The organism is Bacillus sp. KICET-1, from assembly GCF_027721405.1.
Taxonomy (GTDB): domain Bacteria; phylum Bacillota; class Bacilli; order Bacillales; family Bacillaceae; genus Bacillus; species Bacillus velezensis.
Genome location: NZ_CP113515.1, coordinates 2,703,445 through 2,718,918, shown reverse-complemented (window position 1 = coordinate 2,718,918; position 15,474 = coordinate 2,703,445). Strand labels below are relative to the sequence as shown.

The following is a 15,474-nucleotide window of genomic DNA, read 5'->3' as shown; positions in this document are numbered from 1 at the left end:
AATCACAAGGCGGCATGAACCCGCTTTTACTATAAAAACAATTCCTCATCCCACACCACGAAAGCCGCGTTTATGCGGCTTTTATTCCGTTTGGCTGACATAAGCCCCGAGTTCGGCATCCGTCAGCTCCAAAAGGGATGAAGTCGGGAGCGCTTCAAGAAACAGCCGTCCGTATCCCGCCGTCTTTACACGCTGATCTAAAAGAACGATTGTTCCCTTGTCTCCCGCCGTACGGAGCAGGCGCCCGATCCCCTGTCTGAACGTTAACACGGCCTCCGGCAGGGAAATCGTCTGAAACGGATTTTTCCCCTGCTTCTTGGCAAATTCGCATTTTGCGGCATGAAGCGGATTGTCAGGCGCCCTGAAAGGAAGCCTTGCGATCATGACGGTTGACAATTCATCCCCCGGAAAATCAACGCCTTCCCAGAAATGATTCGTCCCGAGCAAAATCGCCCGGCTTGCCGTTTTAAAAGTTTTCATTAATTTACCGGGACTCCCGCCCGAAATACCTTGGGCGAGAAGCTGAATGCCTGAGATCTCCATACTGAGTTTCAGTTCCTGATACACTTTTTTCAGCATATCATGAGATGTAAACAGGACAAGGATCTTCGGCTGTTTTCCCTTTGACATGATTTCTGCATACTTGGCAATATGCTCAATGACTTCCCGCTCTCCGTCATATTTAACGGATTTCATCTCTTTCGGAATGATGACGTTCATCTGATCATCGTAAGAAAAAGGAGACGGGATGCTTTTGGTGCGCGGATAAAAATCCGCAAGTCCGAGCCTTTCAATCATAAATTGAAAAGACTGCTCCACCATTAAGGTCGCTGATGTGAGCACAACGCTTTTTTTGCGGGCGAAAAACTGGTCTGCCAGCATTTCACCGGGCTCCAAAGGCTGCGCATAGATGCTGACGGCGTTTTTTGCGCCCTTCGCATCAATTTCAACCCAAACGGCTTCTTTCTCATCATTTTCAAACAGCAGCCTGCTGAACGTATCGCGATATTCTTTCAGCCCCCTGATACACTTTACATATTCAGCCGCTAAAAAAGCCGCTCCGCTTTTCATCTGTTCAAGCTTTTGATGTAACAGTTTCTCCTGTACTGAAAACATGTCAAGCAGCTGATCCAGCATCGCACAAAGCCGCTCCGCTCCGTCCGTTATCATGTGAAACCCTTTATCCTGGCTTTTATGATTGAGACTATAGACGAGACGGTTCAGATCGTCTTTAGGTTTTCTTCGTTTGACAAAAGAATGCACTGAACTGAAAAATGCGTCGCTTTCCGATTGAATATGCTTCATCCACTCATCGGCGTCAAAAAAACTTTCCGCCGGCAGTTCATACGTATAAAACAGTTTTCTCATCCGCTTTAACAGTCCGTGTTCCTTTAAGGTTCCGATTCGGCTGAGCTTTGTGTGCAGTCCGATGTATGAAGCTCTCTTCCCGAGGTGCTCGCTGGCGGCGCGTTCGAAATGATGCGCTTCATCAATGATGACCGTTCCGCTTGCAGGCAGTTTTTTCGTTTCACTGCTTTGATCTGAAAACAGCAAAGCATGGTTTGTGATAATCAGATCTGCGGCCTGCGCTTTTTCTTTAGCCCGTTCATAAAACCCGGCAGCCGAGTCCTTCCCTTTTTTCAAAAAAGAATTCTCATCGTAAGCCATGCGCTCCCACAGCAATCTGCCGCCTGATGGAAGATTCAGCTCAGCGGCATCGCCCGTTTCAGTCTCCGTCAGCCAGACGAGAAGCTGCGCTTTCGTCAAAACCGCATCATAGTTGTCATCTTCCTCATGCAGAATATGTTCAAACTTAGGCAGGCACAGATAATGTGATTTCCCTTTTAAAATAGCGGCTTTGACCGGCCAAGGAAACATACGCTCCAAAAGCGGAAGATCTTTAGACATGATCTGCTGCTGCAAAAGAGTAGAGTACGTGCTGATAATCACGGGAGTTTGTTCCGCTTTGGCAAATAAAACAGCCGGAACGAGATAACCGATCGTTTTTCCGATGCCGGGCGCCGCTTCAATCAGCGCATGCTCCCGATTGCGGAAGGCGCCAAGCACTTCATCCATCATCGAAAGCTGCCCTTTCCGCTTTTCATAGCGGGGGATGATGCCGGATAAGATCTGTTCTTTTTCTTCGTTCCACTTTTCAAGGTCAATGGCCGCATTCACCGGACGGGAAACCGGAATGTGATCGGGCTCTTTGATTGAAAAAGAGGCGTATGGAATGCAGCTCTTTTCTTCCGCCGGCCTGCTTTCATGTATAAAAGAATCCAAAAGCAGCGTCAAATCGCTGATAAAATGCTGTGAAAGCCTTCTAAGCTGCTTTAATGTCGGTAAAGGCAAATGTTTCAGTTTATGTAAAATGTCTAAAAAGACCAGTCCCGTAACCTCCGCATCGCTGTCTGCGCGGTGAGGGCGGTCATGAACAATATTCAGCTCCGCGCACAACTCACCGAGCTTATATCCTTCAAACCCCGGGAAAACAATACGCGAAAGCTCAACCGTATCAAGCACTTCACAATCCGGCAGCTCATAGCCCGCTTCGCTCAGTTCATGCCGGACAAATCCGAGGTCGAAATGAATATTGTGGGCAACAAAATACGCGCCGTCAAGCAGATGAAAAATCTCCTCTGCGACCGCTTCAAACGGCAGTTCATTTTCAACCATTCCGGACGAAATTCCGGTCAGCTGTTCAATAAACGGCGGGATGGCCTGATTCGGATTGATATATTTTGAAAACCGCTCAGTTATTTGTCCATTTTCAATGACAACCGCTGCGATTTGAATGATTTTATCGCCCTTTTTCGGCGAATTTCCTGTTGTTTCGACATCTATGACAACGAACCGTTGTTTGTTCATTAAAATGGACACCTCAATTCTTGCATACGAGAAAAGTGTAACACGTTTTGTTGAGAAATGGAGCCGAAAAACAGCTTTTGCCCCTAAATCTTAAAAGAAAACCCCCATGAAGGGGGCTCTTTTACAAAATCGTGTGTGCCGGCTCCTGGCCCAGCATCTGCTCGATTTTATTCTGATCATCCAGAACGGCCACCTTCGGCTGATGGCTTTTTGCTTCCTGATCAGACATCATTTGATAAGAAATAATAATGACTTTATCTCCTTCTTGGACGAGACGGGCGGCTGCTCCGTTTAAACAGATGACGCCGCTCCCCCGCTTACCGGGAATAATATACGTTTCAAGTCTCGCTCCGTTATTATTATTCACAATCTGAACTTTTTCATTAGCGAGCATTCCGACGGCATCTAAAAGATCTTCATCAATCGTTATGCTGCCGACATAGTTTAAATTGGCTTCCGTCACGGTAGCGCGGTGCAGTTTTCCGGCCATCATAGTGCGGTACATATTATGATCTCTCCCATTCATCAATATCAATAATGATATTATCAATCAATCTGGCTTTAGAAAATTGGACGGCGCAGGCCAGAATGACCTTGCCGTTTAATGTTTTAAGCGGAGTCAGCTCCGGATAAGCGTACAGTTCGGCATAATCAATGACGCCGCTTGTGTTTTCGATGATATCGGTGACGGTTTTTATAACGGTTTCCGGATTTCTTTCACCGTCTCTGATCAGTTCGGCACCTTGCTGCAATGCTTTATAGATCATTGGCGCTTCTTTGCGTTCCTGCTCAGTCAGATAGACGTTGCGAGAGCTTTTGGCAAGTCCGTCTTCTTCTCTGACCGTGTCCACTGCAACCAATTCGATATCCATAAAGAAATCCTCAATCAATCCGTCCACAACTGCTGCCTGCTGGGCATCTTTCAGGCCGAAGTAGGCGCGGGTCGGTTTAACGAGATTGAAAAACTTCGTCAGCACAGTGGCCACTCCGTCAAAATGGCCGACGCGGGAGGCGCCGCACAACACGTCAGTTCTCCTTTTCACTTGCACGGCAACATTTTGCTCGCCTTTATACATATCACTTGGAGACGGCGTAAACAAAACATCTGCCCCCGCCTGTTCTGCAAGCCGGGCATCGCGCTTTAAATCTCGCGGATATGCTTCGTAATCCTCGCCCGGTCCGAATTGAGTCGGATTGACAAAGATGCTCATCACGACAATATCGTTTTCTTTGCTTGCTTTTTCAACCAGCGTCAGATGTCCTTCATGAAGAAAACCCATTGTCGGGATGAATCCGATCGTCCGGCCTTCTGAGCGGTATTGTGCAATCAATTCTTTCAGCTGTTGAGTTTCTGTCAGTTGTTTCATCGCTTACTTTCCTCCGTACAAGCCTTGCAGCACAGTTTGGTTTATCTGAAAGGAATGCTTTTCTTCCGGGAAAACCCGTTCTTTCACATCACGGACGTAATCGCTGAGGGCCGACTCAATCGTGCCGTCGATTTTGGCGTATTGCTTCACGAACTTCGGTGTTCTGTCCACGCCGTGGCCGACGACGTCATGATAGACAAGGACTTGGCCGTCTGCTTTTGAACCGGCTCCGATTCCGATGACGGGAATGGATACTTCTTCTTTTATTTTAGCAGTCAGTTCAGCAGGCACACATTCAAGCACGAGCATCATCGCTCCCGCCTGCTCGCATTTGATGCTGTCTTCAATGAGCTTTTTCGCGCTTTGCTCATCTTTTCCCTGCACTTTATATCCGCCTAATACGCCGACAGACTGCGGTGTGAGGCCTAAATGGCTGACGACGGGAATTCCGCCGAGAGTCAGCGCGCGGATGGATTCGAAAACGCCGTCTCCGCCTTCAAGCTTTAACGCGTCCGCGCCGCTTTCCTGAATAATGGCCGCGGCGTTTTTCAATGTATCCTCTTTTGAAAGGTGGTAAGACATAAACGGCATGTCAGTTACGATAAACGTATTTTTCGCACCGCGTTTTACCGCTTTTGTATGGTGAATCATGTCACTGACCGTTACGCCGACTGTTGAATCGAGTCCGAGCACGACCATTCCGAGCGAATCCCCGACTAAAATCATGTCGACTCCCGCCTGTTCCGCAAGCTTTGCCTGCGGATAATCGTAAGCGGTCAGCATCACGATCGGCTCTCCGTTTTCCTTCATTTTCATGAAATCCAGTTTTGTTTTCATTCTGTTTCTCCTCCTCTAAACGGTGAGGAGATGAGCCGCCAATTCTTCGCAAGCAAAAAAGCCTTCTGTAAAATAAGAAGGATTCCCACTTGTTTAACGTTCGGCGAATGTCATCCCTCTGTCCCAGTCCTTTTTTGGATCAAGGCAGACTTTTCGTAATCTCTGTTCTGCTGATCAGGTGCAGTTCATTATGATACTGCCCATAGGAAGTATACCAAATTCACGAGGCTTGTACCAACTAAGATTAATTGAGCTCAATATCGGCAGAATAGATCTTCTTTATACCGTCTCTCGTTTCCAGGAGAAGAACTCCCTCATCATCAATGCCGAGCGATTTCCCGTAAAACGTTCCTTGCAGCGTTCTCGCTCTGAGCTCGTTCCCCAGTCCGACCGCATAGCTTTCCCATAGCAGCTTGATCGGTGTAAAGCCGTGGTTCAAGTAATCCTGATAGCGTTTTTCAAAAGTCAGCAAAATCTCTTGTATCAGACCCGCTCTGTCAATTTTTTCGCCAGCTTCCATGCTCAGGCTCGTCGCAATGTCCTGAAGCTCGCCGGGAAAATCGGCTTCCTGCTGGTTCACGTTGATGCCGATCCCGAGAATAACCGAACGGACATGGTTTTCTTCTGCCTGCAGCTCAGTTAAAATCCCGACGGCTTTTTTGCCGTGAATCATTAAATCATTCGGCCATTTAATGGCGGGCTGTACTCCTGTAAAGGCCTCGATGGCCTGAACGACCGCAACGGCGGATAACAGGGTGAGCTGCGGCGTTTTTTGCAAAGGAACGTCGGGTCTCAGAATGAGGCTCATCCAAATCCCGTTTCCCTCCTGTGAATGCCACACTCTGGCCATTCTTCCTCTGCCTGCCGTTTGTTTATCGGCGACTACGAGCGTCCCTTCCGGCGCACCGTCATTGGCAAGTTCATGAGCGGTTTTTTGGGTGGACGGCAGGACGTCCCGGTAATGAAGCTGTTTGCCCAAAACCTCTGTTTTCAGCCCGAAACGGATTTCGGATTCACTGAGTTTCCCCGGTTTTTTAATGAGCCTGTACCCTTTTCGTCTGACCGCCTCAACCTCATAGCCCTCTTTGCGGAGCTCCTCTATATGTTTCCAAACTGCGGTTCTCGAGCAGCCGAGCGCGTCACTTATTTTCTGCCCGGAGATAAAGCCGTCACCCGCCTCAGAAAATAAATCAATTAATCGGGTTCTTAATGTTGATCCCATGATGCGAGCCACTCCTTTATGTCATGTTTTCGGTTAGGGAGCTTCCCTGCCAATACCGCTTCTTCGATCCGGCGAAGTTCCTCGGCCACCCATTTACCCGCGCGGCGGTTTCTGAGCTCCATCAGATCAGCGCCTGAAATGTCGAGGTCTCGAAGGCTTTTGATCGGCAGCTGCTCATACAGGCTCTGAACCTCTTTCAGCTTTTGTTCATCAATCGTCTTATGCTTTTTCAGCATCCCGATTTTAACGGCTGAAAACAGCGCCTCTCCCGCCCGGTACATCGCTTCCGCTTCCAGCTGCGCCGGATAAATGCTTATGATCTGCACCGCTTTTTTTATGACTTTTCCCGGCAGTTTCCATTGTTTTAAAAACGCCTCGGCGCTTTTCGGACAAAGACCGAGAAACAATAACAGCGCTGCCCAGCGTTCTTCGCGTGCATCTAAAGAAGAAAACGGAAAGCCGCTCGCTTCAAGTATTTGCTGCTCATAACCGGAAAGGCCGGGCAGCTCTTGTATCAGACCTGTTTGCACCATCGTTTGAATCGCTTCTTGTGAGGAATCGCCCTGCAGCAGCTTTTCAAATTCGACGGTCTTTCGTTCTACTGATACATGTGCCAAAAGCTCCCTGTCTTTTATGACGGCCTCTCTTGTTTCTTTTTCTAACAGAAAGCCGAGCTGACTCATAAAGCGGACGGCTCTCATCATCCGCAGAGCGTCTTCCCGAAAACGGTCTTCAGGATTACCCACCGTACGGATCAGCTTTTGACCGATATCATGCGCGCCTCCGAAATAATCAAGCAGCTCTCCCTCGGCAGACATCGCCATCGCATTTATCGTTAAGTCTCTCCGCTTTAAGTCTTCTGATAAAGAAGTAATGAACCGCACAGCTTCAGGGCGCCGGTAGTCCTTATATTCTGATTCGGCGCGAAAAGTGGTGACTTCATAGGTTTCCTCTTCCCACAAGACGATTACGGTGCCGTGCTCTTTTCCTACATCGACAGTCCGCTTAAAGAGGCGCTCCACCTCATTCGGCGAAGCGCTGGTTGCGATGTCCACATCACCTATTTTCCGTTTCATATAGCTGTCTCTGACGGCTCCCCCGACAAAGTACGCCTGATGGCCCGCCTTCATCAGATGATGAAGGATGGGGAGGGCTTTGACAAATTCCTGTTCCATAAGATCACTCCGGTCCTGCCAATTCGGCATAAATCCGTTCATACTGACTGACGATTCTTTGCGAAGAAAAGGCGGTCTCCACCATTTTCAGCGCATGATCAGTCAATCGTTTGCTGAGCTGTTTATCTTCTAAAACGGCAAGCGCTTTTTCAGATGCCGCCTGAATATCTCCGACTTCCACCAGAAAACCGCTTACTTGATCTTTAATCACTTCCGGGATTCCGCCGATATTTGTTCCGATGCACGGCACGCCGCAGGCCATCGCTTCAAGGAGGACGAGTCCGAAACTTTCTTTTTCAGACAGAAGAAGCTTAAGATCGCTGATGGAATACAGCTCTTCCACTCTGTCCTGATTTCCGAGGAGCAGCACTTGATCCTGCAGTCCGTATTTTTCGACAAGCTGCCAAGCAACGCACTTTTCCGGCCCGTCGCCTACAAGCAGGAGCTTCGCCTTTGTTTTGGCTGCGATATTACGGAAAACGCGGATGACGTCTTTAACACGTTTTACTTTTCTGAAGTTCGAAACATGGATGACGACCTTTTCATCCGGCAAAATGCCATGTTTCTCTTTTATACTCTCTGTATTTTTCTTAAGATAAACACGTTCATCAATAAAGTTGTAGATGGTCTCAATTTTTTTATCCGGCTTGATTAAGTCATATGTTTCTCCGGCAAGCGCGGTTGATACCGCCGTCACTCTGTCGGACGCTTCGATGGCAAAACGGATTAAATCTTTTAATGACGGATCATATCCTAAAACGGTGATGTCCGTACCGTGAAGTGTCGTCACGATGCCGATGTCACGCTTGAGCATCTGCTTGGCGAGATAAGCGCATACCGCATGCGGCAGCGCATAATGCGCGTGAATGATATCAAGATTTTCCCTCGCGGCAACCTCGGCGATTTTGCTCGCCAGCGTAAGGTCATAAGGCGGATATTTAAATACCGCGTATTGGTTGACTTCCACCTCATGAAAATGAATATTCGGATGATATGTATTTAATCTGAACGGGATGCTTGATGTGATGAAATGAACCTGGTGCTCTTTTTCCGCAAGCAGCTTGCCGAGTTCCGTCGCAATAATACCCGAGCCTCCGACACTCGGGTAGCATGTAATCCCTATTTTTAATGGTCTCATTGTCCGCCCCCAAAAACATCATCATTCAAAACGGGAAGCTGTTTTGAAAAGAAACCTTCGGCATACCCCGTCCCGGCTTCTTTGCCATACAGTCTTTCCCTCGCTTCCACCATTTCGATATAACCGTTGGTCAGCGGTGTGTTCACTGACTGCGCCGTAGGAATAAACTGGCTTTGATAGGCGTGCAGGCTTTCTTTTTTCAGATCGATGGTTTCCGTTATGTCGATTACAAAGTCCGGACGGTGAAACCCGTTGATCATATAATAGTATACGCGCTGAGCCTTATGAGCCGGCAGTTCCTGGTGATCTCTGTATTTATGAATTCCCGCCGAGAACACCGCTTCTTCGACCAAAGCCGCCGCATTGCCGTGGTCAGGATGGCGGTCTTTCGGATAAGGCATGAAAACGGTTTTCGGCCGGCAGGCTCTGATGACACTGACAATCCGGCGGATGCCGTCCTCACTTTTCAAAAGCCCGCGGTCGGGAAGCGTAAGCTGGATTCTCTCTTTTACGCCGAGAATTCGGGCCGCCTCTGCCGCTTCTTCTTTTCTTATCCCTACCGTTCCGTTAGATGATAGTTCGGCCTCGGTCAAATCGCATATCACCGCGGTTTTTCCTTGAGCCGTAAATTTTGCGATCGTGCCGCCCATACCGATCTCGACATCATCACTATGGGCGCCGAACGCCAGAATATCAACGTGTTCAGACATTCGGCTCTCCTCCGCGCACAAGATTGCGGAAATCAAATGCCCCGCCATCCAGCGTCCGGACGAGGATTTCCGCTGTTCCCATATTTGTGGCGAGCGGGATCGCGTATACGTCACACAGCCGGATCAGCGCCGAGACATCCGGTTCGTGAGGCTGCGCAGTTAACGGATCGCGCAGAAAAATGACGAGATCCAGGGCATTTGCTGCAATCAATGCGCCGATTTGCTGATCTCCGCCGAGCGGGCCGGATTGAAAACGTTCAACAGACAATCCGGTCGCTTCCTGGATTTTCAGGCCTGTCGTACCCGTCGCGTATAACTCATGATGGCTCAGTATATCTTTATATGCGGTCGTAAACTGAACCATATCCTGCTTTTTTTTATCGTGAGCAATCAAAGCAATTTTCATTTGATGTTCTCCCCCTTGCCGATTCAGTCGATAATATTTTCGAGTCCGTATACAAGCTGGTCGATTTTCATCACTTGCTCCACTGACAGCTTCACTCCTGACATAAAGGAAGCCCGGTTATAGGAATCATGGCGCAGTTTCAGCGTCTGGCCGTCCATGCCGAACATGACTTCCTGGTGGGCGATAAGGCCCGGCAGACGCACGCTGTGAAGGCGGATGCCGTTTAATTCAGCACCGCGGGCGCCCGGCAGAATTTCTTTTTCATCAGGATGGCCCTGCTGCTTTTCTGTACGGACGCTTGAAATCATTTCCGCTGTTTTCAGCGCCGTTCCGCTCGGGGCATCCAGCTTTTGATCATGATGAAGCTCAATGATTTCTACATCTTCAAAATAGTTGGCGGCCATTTGTGAGAACTTCATCATCAGCACCGCGCCCAATGCAAAGTTCGGAGCGATGATGGCGCCGATTCCTTTTTCTTCAGTCAAAGCTTGAAGCTCCTCTAAATCCGCTTCAGAAAATCCGGTCGTTCCCACAACGGGGCGGACGCCGTGTTCAAGAGCGGCTTTCGTATGTTTTTTGCCGATTTCAGGCGTTGTCAAATCGATCAGCACATCCGGTTTTGTTTCTTGGAAACATGCGCGGATATCCGTATAAATAAGAGCGTCTGAATCAGCTGACATCACTTCCCGCAATGTTTGCTGATCGTATGTATGGTCAATGGCGCCGACAAGCTCAAAATGAGGCGTGCGGACGGCAAGTTTTACGGCCTCCTGGCCCATTCTGCCTCTCGGTCCGGCAATGACGACTTTAATGGTTTCATTTGACATGGTTTCTCCTACTTTCCTTCTTCTTTTCTAGTCCAGCGGTCTTTATCACGTGTATTAAATTTATGCATGACGCGGTTATGAGCTTCCTCCAATGAAATATCAAGGGAGTTGGCGAGGCAGATCAGGACGAACAGCACATCGCCCATTTCCTCTTCCATGCTTTTCTCATTTTCCGTCGTTTTCTTCGGCTTTTCCCCATAATAATGGTTGACTTCTCTTGCAAGTTCGCCCAGTTCTTCCGTGAGACGGGCCATCATGGCAAGCGGGCTGAAATAGCCTTCTTTGAATTGGCCGATATATTCATCGACCTCAGCTTGTAAGTCTTTCATCGTTTTGTCACTCACTGTGCGAATACCTCCTGTCATCTCTTCCATGTTAGCTAATTCAAGTACATTTGACAAATGTTAAAAACGGCAGTTTGCTGTTTTCTTTTGTATCCACTATAATATTTACGCAATCTTATGGAAGGAAAAGGGGTTTGATGCAATGCTTGGAGAAATCAGAATCAAAAACATTTGCTTTATTTTAATCGGCGCCGCTGTTTTTTCATTCGGACTGGTTCACTTTAATATGCAGAACAATTTGGCGGAAGGCGGATTTACCGGCATTACGCTGCTTTTATATGCGTTATTCCACATCAGCCCTTCTATTTCCAACCTGGTATTGAACATTCCTATCTTTTTCATCGGCTGGCGTATGCTCGGCCGGACGATGTTTGTCTATACCCTGATCGGCACCGTTTCTCTTTCTGTTTTTCTGAGTGTTTTTCAGCGCTACGAAATTCATATGCCGCTGTCCCATGATTTAGCGCTGGCCGCCTTGTTCGCCGGTGTATTTATCGGCGCGGGTCTCGGCATTATTTTTAAATACGGCGGCACGACGGGCGGGGTCGATATCATCGCCAGGCTGATCAACAAATTTTTCGGAATCCCGATGGGCCGGACGATGTTTGCCTTTGACGCCTGTGTCATTCTGCTTTCTTTGTTTACGTATCTTTCTTACAAGGAAGCGATGTACACGCTTGTAGCCGTTTTTGTCGCTGCGAGATTGATTGATTTTATCCAGGAAGGCGGCTATGCCGCAAAAGGGGCAACGATTATTTCTTCGAAAAACGATTTGATCCAGCAAAAAATCATTGAAGAGATGGAGCGCGGTGTCACCGTTTTAAAAGGACAGGGATCATATACAAAAGAAGACAGGGACGTTCTTTACTGCGTCGTTCCGAAAAACGAAATTGTGCTTTTGAAAAGCGTCATCACTTCCGTTGACCCGCACGCCTTTGTTGCAGTAAGCGACGTCCATGATGTGCTCGGCGAAGGATTTACGCTTGATGAAAATAAAAATCCGATCAGACGATAATAAAAAGGCGGCTTTTGCCGCCTTTACTGTTCGTGTTTCCATTTGACAACCGGTGATTTTTTCTTTTTCAATCGGCGGGCGAATGCCGGACTGACATTGAGCGTCTGCTCGACGAAGCGCTGCGGCGTCAGTGCCAGCCATTGGTTTAAAGAGACGTCTTCGAAACGGTCGCTTTTGAAGATTTCCAGAAAGCGAAGCACGGTGTCACCGGTATTCTGAACATAATGTCCCATTGCAAAAGGAACATATCCTACGTCACCCGCTTGATAGTTAAATGTCCGCGCTCTTCCTTCCGCCGCAAACACCGTCATTTTCGCTTCTCCTGAAAGATAATACTGCCACTCGTCCGTATTCGGATGCCAATGCAATTCTCTCATGCCCCCGGGTTCGACCTCCACAAGAGCTGCGGCAATCGTTTTTGACACCTTAAACGTTTTTGAATCGACAATCTTTACTCTTCCCCCGCTGGTAACAAGGGGCTCCTGCCGGGAAAGCTTGTAGCTGAACGGCTCCAAAACGGTGCCTTCCGGGGAAGAAACTGCTGCCTGCTCGATAGGTGGAGGAGGTTCCAACTGGAACATGTAACGCTCTTTCTTGTGAATATAAGCCAACTCATATCCGGGAACACCGAAGTTCGCCTCCAGCACGCTGCGCGGGGTATGGGCAAACCAGTCCGTTACTGAAAAGGTGCTGTTTTCTGAAAAAGAGCCGTCATCAAAGACGAGCAAAAACTCACTTCCCTGCTCTAATCCTTGAATGGAATGAGGAATGCCGGAAGGAAAATACCACAGATCCCCTTCACTGACATTATCAATAAAATTCCGCCCATTTTGATCGACCGCAGTTAAACGGACTCCTCCGTTAATCACATATCCCCATTCGGCTTCTTTATGCCAATGAAGCTCCCGCACAGCTCCCGGCTTCAGTCTCATGTTCACCGCCGCGATGTTTTTGGATACCGGCAGTTCCCTGACCGTCACCTCTCTGGACCATCCTCCGTCTTCAAGCCTCATATGCGTATCAGAAAATGAGAATTTCAAATTTTGAACCGTTCCTGCATCCGTTGAAGGCGGAACGAGCATGTCAGGATTCTGGAAGTCACGCGGGAGGTTTCGCGGTCCTTCGTCAGTCGCCCCTTTTCTGCCTCTGATCGGCTGCGGGAGGTGTTTTGAAGCCAATTGCTGGATGAGTTTTTTCACTGGCTTAGCTCCTTTACAGCAATTTCTGTTTATTTAGACTTAGGATACTCACGCTTTTTCTCTTTCTTTTTTTCCGCTCTGTATTTTCGGTAGCCGACATATGTCAGCGCAGTAATAATGATACCGCCTGTTGTCAGAATGACCCAGAGCAGCGAAGGATCAGCGTCATCCCGCTCCACCTTGTCAAAAACCCGCTTTAAATCCTGCTGCAGGAGCGTCAGACGCTCAAGCTTTGTTCCTTTTGTCATCTGCTGAAACCCTTCCTGCTCAATTACCTCGATATGTTTCGCCACCGTATCAAGCTGGCCGGCCGACACATCCATTGTCAGGCTGGGATAAATTAAATCATATAATGATATAAATTCATTCCACTTTTCATTGAAATTTTCACTTCCGTTTCCGCTGACATCTTCTTTTAAGGCGCTGAATGTCGCCATAATCGGTCTTTCAAGCGAACCCCACAGCGGATCGGAGTGGTCTTCCATCGCATCCATTACCAACCTGAACTGGGCGGCTGCCCGGATTTTTTCGTTATCTGAGGCGTCTGCCTGTTTCAGAACGCGCACTAAATCATTGAAACCCAGAGTCACCTGCCTGACTTCGGCGCCGTTCAGTGAGTTTACGTGTGTCATTTTTTTCTTAAAGTAGCCAAGCACTTGCAGAGCCTCATCATACTGCGAATGCCGCGTCATTTGGAAAACGGTATCCGAAAGGTCGTTCAGTTCCTTGAGACCGCCCTCATCTTCAGCTTTGGCAGTTGTGATGAAACACATAAGAGCAAGTAAAAGACAGATCGTCAGCTTTCGTTTCATAGAGGTCCCTCCCACTCCTTCTCTTTACAGAATATGAGGAGCGGGACAAGGTTAGACCAAGATTCTATCAGTGTAAGTCAAGCTTTATCCGTCTTTTGGAAATCACCAAATAGTATGCAAGGCTGAGTGAAAATATGCTCAGCCAGAATGTAGCATAGCCGATCTCTTGCATATAGTCATTGAGCATTGAGTAGCGGGGCATCATGCCGAAAAGATAATCAATGACATCATTATGAAGCGTCCAAACAGCGGCAGCGGCAAGATGCCATAACCGGAACCGAAAATACGGGCTGTATAAAACGCCTTGAACGGCCATGGCAAAATGTGAAGCAATCAGCATGTACCCTTCCCAAGGCATCTGCCCCATTTTGGCCAGCACAAAGACATTCATTCCGACCGCCCACAGCCCGTATTTTACAAGGGTTACAAGAGCCAGCGCTTCAAACAGCGGCGCGTTTCTTTTCATGAGAAATGCCAGAAGCACGAACAGGAAGAAAAACGTCGCCGTCGGGCTGTCAGGCACAAATATCAGAAATCGGAACGGCGTGTCCGCAAGCTGAGGCACATACCAATAATAGCCGTACACCGTACCGATAAAATTAACGGCAAGAACAAGCAGAAGCATGCCGCGCAACCCTAAAAGATAAGAAATCCACCTCATACCATCAACTCTCAGTCCGTAAAAAGTATGTATCATGCAAAAAAAGCTGACATCCGGTCAGCTCTTTTCATAAAAGTATATCCTGTTATTGTCTGCTTCACAATACGTTATTTCGCTGTCGTTTCAGAAATGAACTTCGCCAGCTGATCAAGCTGTTTGTCATTCCCTTTAAAAATACCGGCTGGCATCTGCCCTTTCCCTTTGACGGCGATTTTTTTAATTTCTTCCGGGCTCAGCCCGTTATCGACCAGGGACGGACCGGCGCTTCCGCCTTGAAGATTATCCCCGTGACAGGAAATACAGCCTTGTTCTTTAAATACCTTATAACCGTCTGATTCAGTATCAATGGCGGCTTCTTTTTTGATTTTCCCTTGCTCCTCCGCCTTCGCCCAGTCATGCGTCGCGACTGACTGCCACGTTAAAAAGACCGTAGCGCAAAGCGCTAAAAGCATCATGCCGACCGCAACCGGACGCTTCCACGGCCTTCTTTCAGACCCCCTGTCGAGAAACGGAGCCAAAAGCAGCGACCCGAAGGCAAGACCCGGTATAATCATCGCGCCGATAACGGTGTAGCTCCCTGCGGCATATTCATATTTTAATAGCTGGTATAAAAACAGAAAATACCAATCCGGCAGCGGAATATACCCTGTATCCGTCGGGTCCGCCACCCGTTCCAAAGGCGGCTCGTGCACAATCGTTAAAACGAGAAATCCGACGAGGAAAACGGCCCCGACCATCCATTCTTTCAGCAGGAAGTTCGGCCAAAACGCCTCTGTCTTTCCAGGATACTCTGAATAGTCTTTCGGTATATTCGGTTTTTTTTCAGCCGGTATCCTTGAATCTCCTACAAACTTCATTCCTTTCCCCCGGTGCATGTCATCCCCTCCCTTTTA

The 15,474-nt window shown here is 48.2% G+C and carries 16 protein-coding genes; 1 reads left to right on the top strand and 15 read right to left on the bottom strand.

Annotated elements, in window-relative coordinates; genetic code table 11:
• Positions 1-81: 81 nt before the first annotated feature.
• From dinG to OVA33_RS13865, 11 genes are all read right to left on the bottom strand, one after another.
• The gene (dinG, locus tag OVA33_RS13915; RefSeq protein WP_017418024.1) at positions 82-2,868 is read right to left on the bottom strand and encodes an ATP-dependent DNA helicase DinG; all 2,787 of its coding nucleotides are present in this window, start codon (positions 2,866-2,868) and stop codon (positions 82-84) included.
• Between the two features lie 121 nt (positions 2,869-2,989).
• Entirely contained in the window at positions 2,990-3,373 is a 384-nt protein-coding gene (panD, locus tag OVA33_RS13910; protein ID WP_003153510.1) for an aspartate 1-decarboxylase, read from the bottom strand.
• 1 nt (position 3,374) lies between these two features.
• Positions 3,375-4,235 (bottom strand): pantoate--beta-alanine ligase, encoded by an 861-nt coding sequence (gene panC, locus OVA33_RS13905; protein WP_017418025.1) that lies wholly within the window; start codon positions 4,233-4,235, stop codon positions 3,375-3,377.
• 3 nt (positions 4,236-4,238) lie between these two features.
• The gene (gene panB / locus OVA33_RS13900) at positions 4,239-5,072 is read right to left on the bottom strand and encodes a 3-methyl-2-oxobutanoate hydroxymethyltransferase (protein WP_007409480.1); all 834 of its coding nucleotides are present in this window, start codon (positions 5,070-5,072) and stop codon (positions 4,239-4,241) included.
• Positions 5,073-5,316: 244 nt separating this feature from the next.
• Positions 5,317-6,294 (bottom strand): bifunctional biotin--[acetyl-CoA-carboxylase] synthetase/biotin operon repressor, encoded by a 978-nt coding sequence (locus OVA33_RS13895; protein ID WP_017418026.1) that lies wholly within the window; start codon positions 6,292-6,294, stop codon positions 5,317-5,319.
• Positions 6,279-7,469 carry a CCA tRNA nucleotidyltransferase gene (locus OVA33_RS13890; RefSeq protein WP_017418027.1) on the bottom strand — a complete coding sequence of 397 codons (1,191 nt, stop codon included), beginning with the start codon at positions 7,467-7,469 and terminating at the stop codon, positions 6,279-6,281. The genes OVA33_RS13895 and OVA33_RS13890 overlap by 16 nt, the downstream gene beginning before the upstream one ends.
• A gap of 4 nt (positions 7,470-7,473) precedes the next feature.
• Positions 7,474-8,607 carry an N-acetyl-alpha-D-glucosaminyl L-malate synthase BshA gene (gene bshA, locus OVA33_RS13885; protein ID WP_017418028.1) on the bottom strand — a complete coding sequence of 378 codons (1,134 nt, stop codon included), beginning with the start codon at positions 8,605-8,607 and terminating at the stop codon, positions 7,474-7,476.
• Positions 8,604-9,317, bottom strand: coding sequence for a bacillithiol biosynthesis deacetylase BshB1 (bshB1, locus tag OVA33_RS13880; protein WP_003153501.1), 714 nt, complete (start codon positions 9,315-9,317; stop codon positions 8,604-8,606). The genes bshA and bshB1 overlap by 4 nt, the downstream gene beginning before the upstream one ends.
• A complete protein-coding gene (mgsA, locus tag OVA33_RS13875; RefSeq protein ID WP_003153499.1) occupies positions 9,310-9,723 on the bottom strand; it encodes a methylglyoxal synthase in 414 nt (137 codons plus the stop codon). Before mgsA ends, bshB1 begins: the two co-directional genes overlap by 8 nt.
• Before the next feature lie 23 nt (positions 9,724-9,746).
• Positions 9,747-10,550, bottom strand: coding sequence for a 4-hydroxy-tetrahydrodipicolinate reductase (gene dapB / locus OVA33_RS13870; RefSeq protein WP_003153497.1), 804 nt, complete (start codon positions 10,548-10,550; stop codon positions 9,747-9,749).
• 8 nt (positions 10,551-10,558) lie between these two features.
• The gene (locus OVA33_RS13865) at positions 10,559-10,894 is read right to left on the bottom strand and encodes a nucleotide pyrophosphohydrolase (protein WP_003153495.1); all 336 of its coding nucleotides are present in this window, start codon (positions 10,892-10,894) and stop codon (positions 10,559-10,561) included.
• Positions 10,895-11,036: 142 nt separating this feature from the next.
• Between OVA33_RS13865 and OVA33_RS13860 the strand changes: the two genes are divergently transcribed.
• Positions 11,037-11,909, top strand: coding sequence for a YitT family protein (locus OVA33_RS13860; RefSeq protein WP_003153493.1), 873 nt, complete (start codon positions 11,037-11,039; stop codon positions 11,907-11,909).
• A gap of 23 nt (positions 11,910-11,932) precedes the next feature.
• Here the strand turns inward: OVA33_RS13860 and OVA33_RS13855 are convergent, their stop codons facing one another.
• From OVA33_RS13855 to OVA33_RS13840, 4 genes are all read right to left on the bottom strand, one after another.
• Complete coding sequence (locus OVA33_RS13855; RefSeq protein WP_014418246.1) at positions 11,933-13,108, bottom strand: oxalate decarboxylase family bicupin; 1,176 nt, start codon at positions 13,106-13,108, stop codon at positions 11,933-11,935.
• Positions 13,109-13,137: 29 nt separating this feature from the next.
• The gene (gene ypjB, locus OVA33_RS13850) at positions 13,138-13,920 is read right to left on the bottom strand and encodes a sporulation protein YpjB (RefSeq protein WP_025649791.1); all 783 of its coding nucleotides are present in this window, start codon (positions 13,918-13,920) and stop codon (positions 13,138-13,140) included.
• A 67-nt stretch (positions 13,921-13,987) separates the two neighbouring features.
• Positions 13,988-14,581, bottom strand: a complete 594-nt coding sequence (locus tag OVA33_RS13845) for a lipoprotein heptaprenylglyceryl N-acetyltransferase LhaT (RefSeq protein ID WP_014721418.1) — start codon at positions 14,579-14,581, stop codon at positions 13,988-13,990.
• 107 nt (positions 14,582-14,688) lie between these two features.
• Positions 14,689-15,456, bottom strand: coding sequence for a menaquinol-cytochrome c reductase cytochrome b/c subunit (locus OVA33_RS13840; RefSeq protein ID WP_007409471.1), 768 nt, complete (start codon positions 15,454-15,456; stop codon positions 14,689-14,691).
• Positions 15,457-15,474 lie beyond the last annotated feature (18 nt).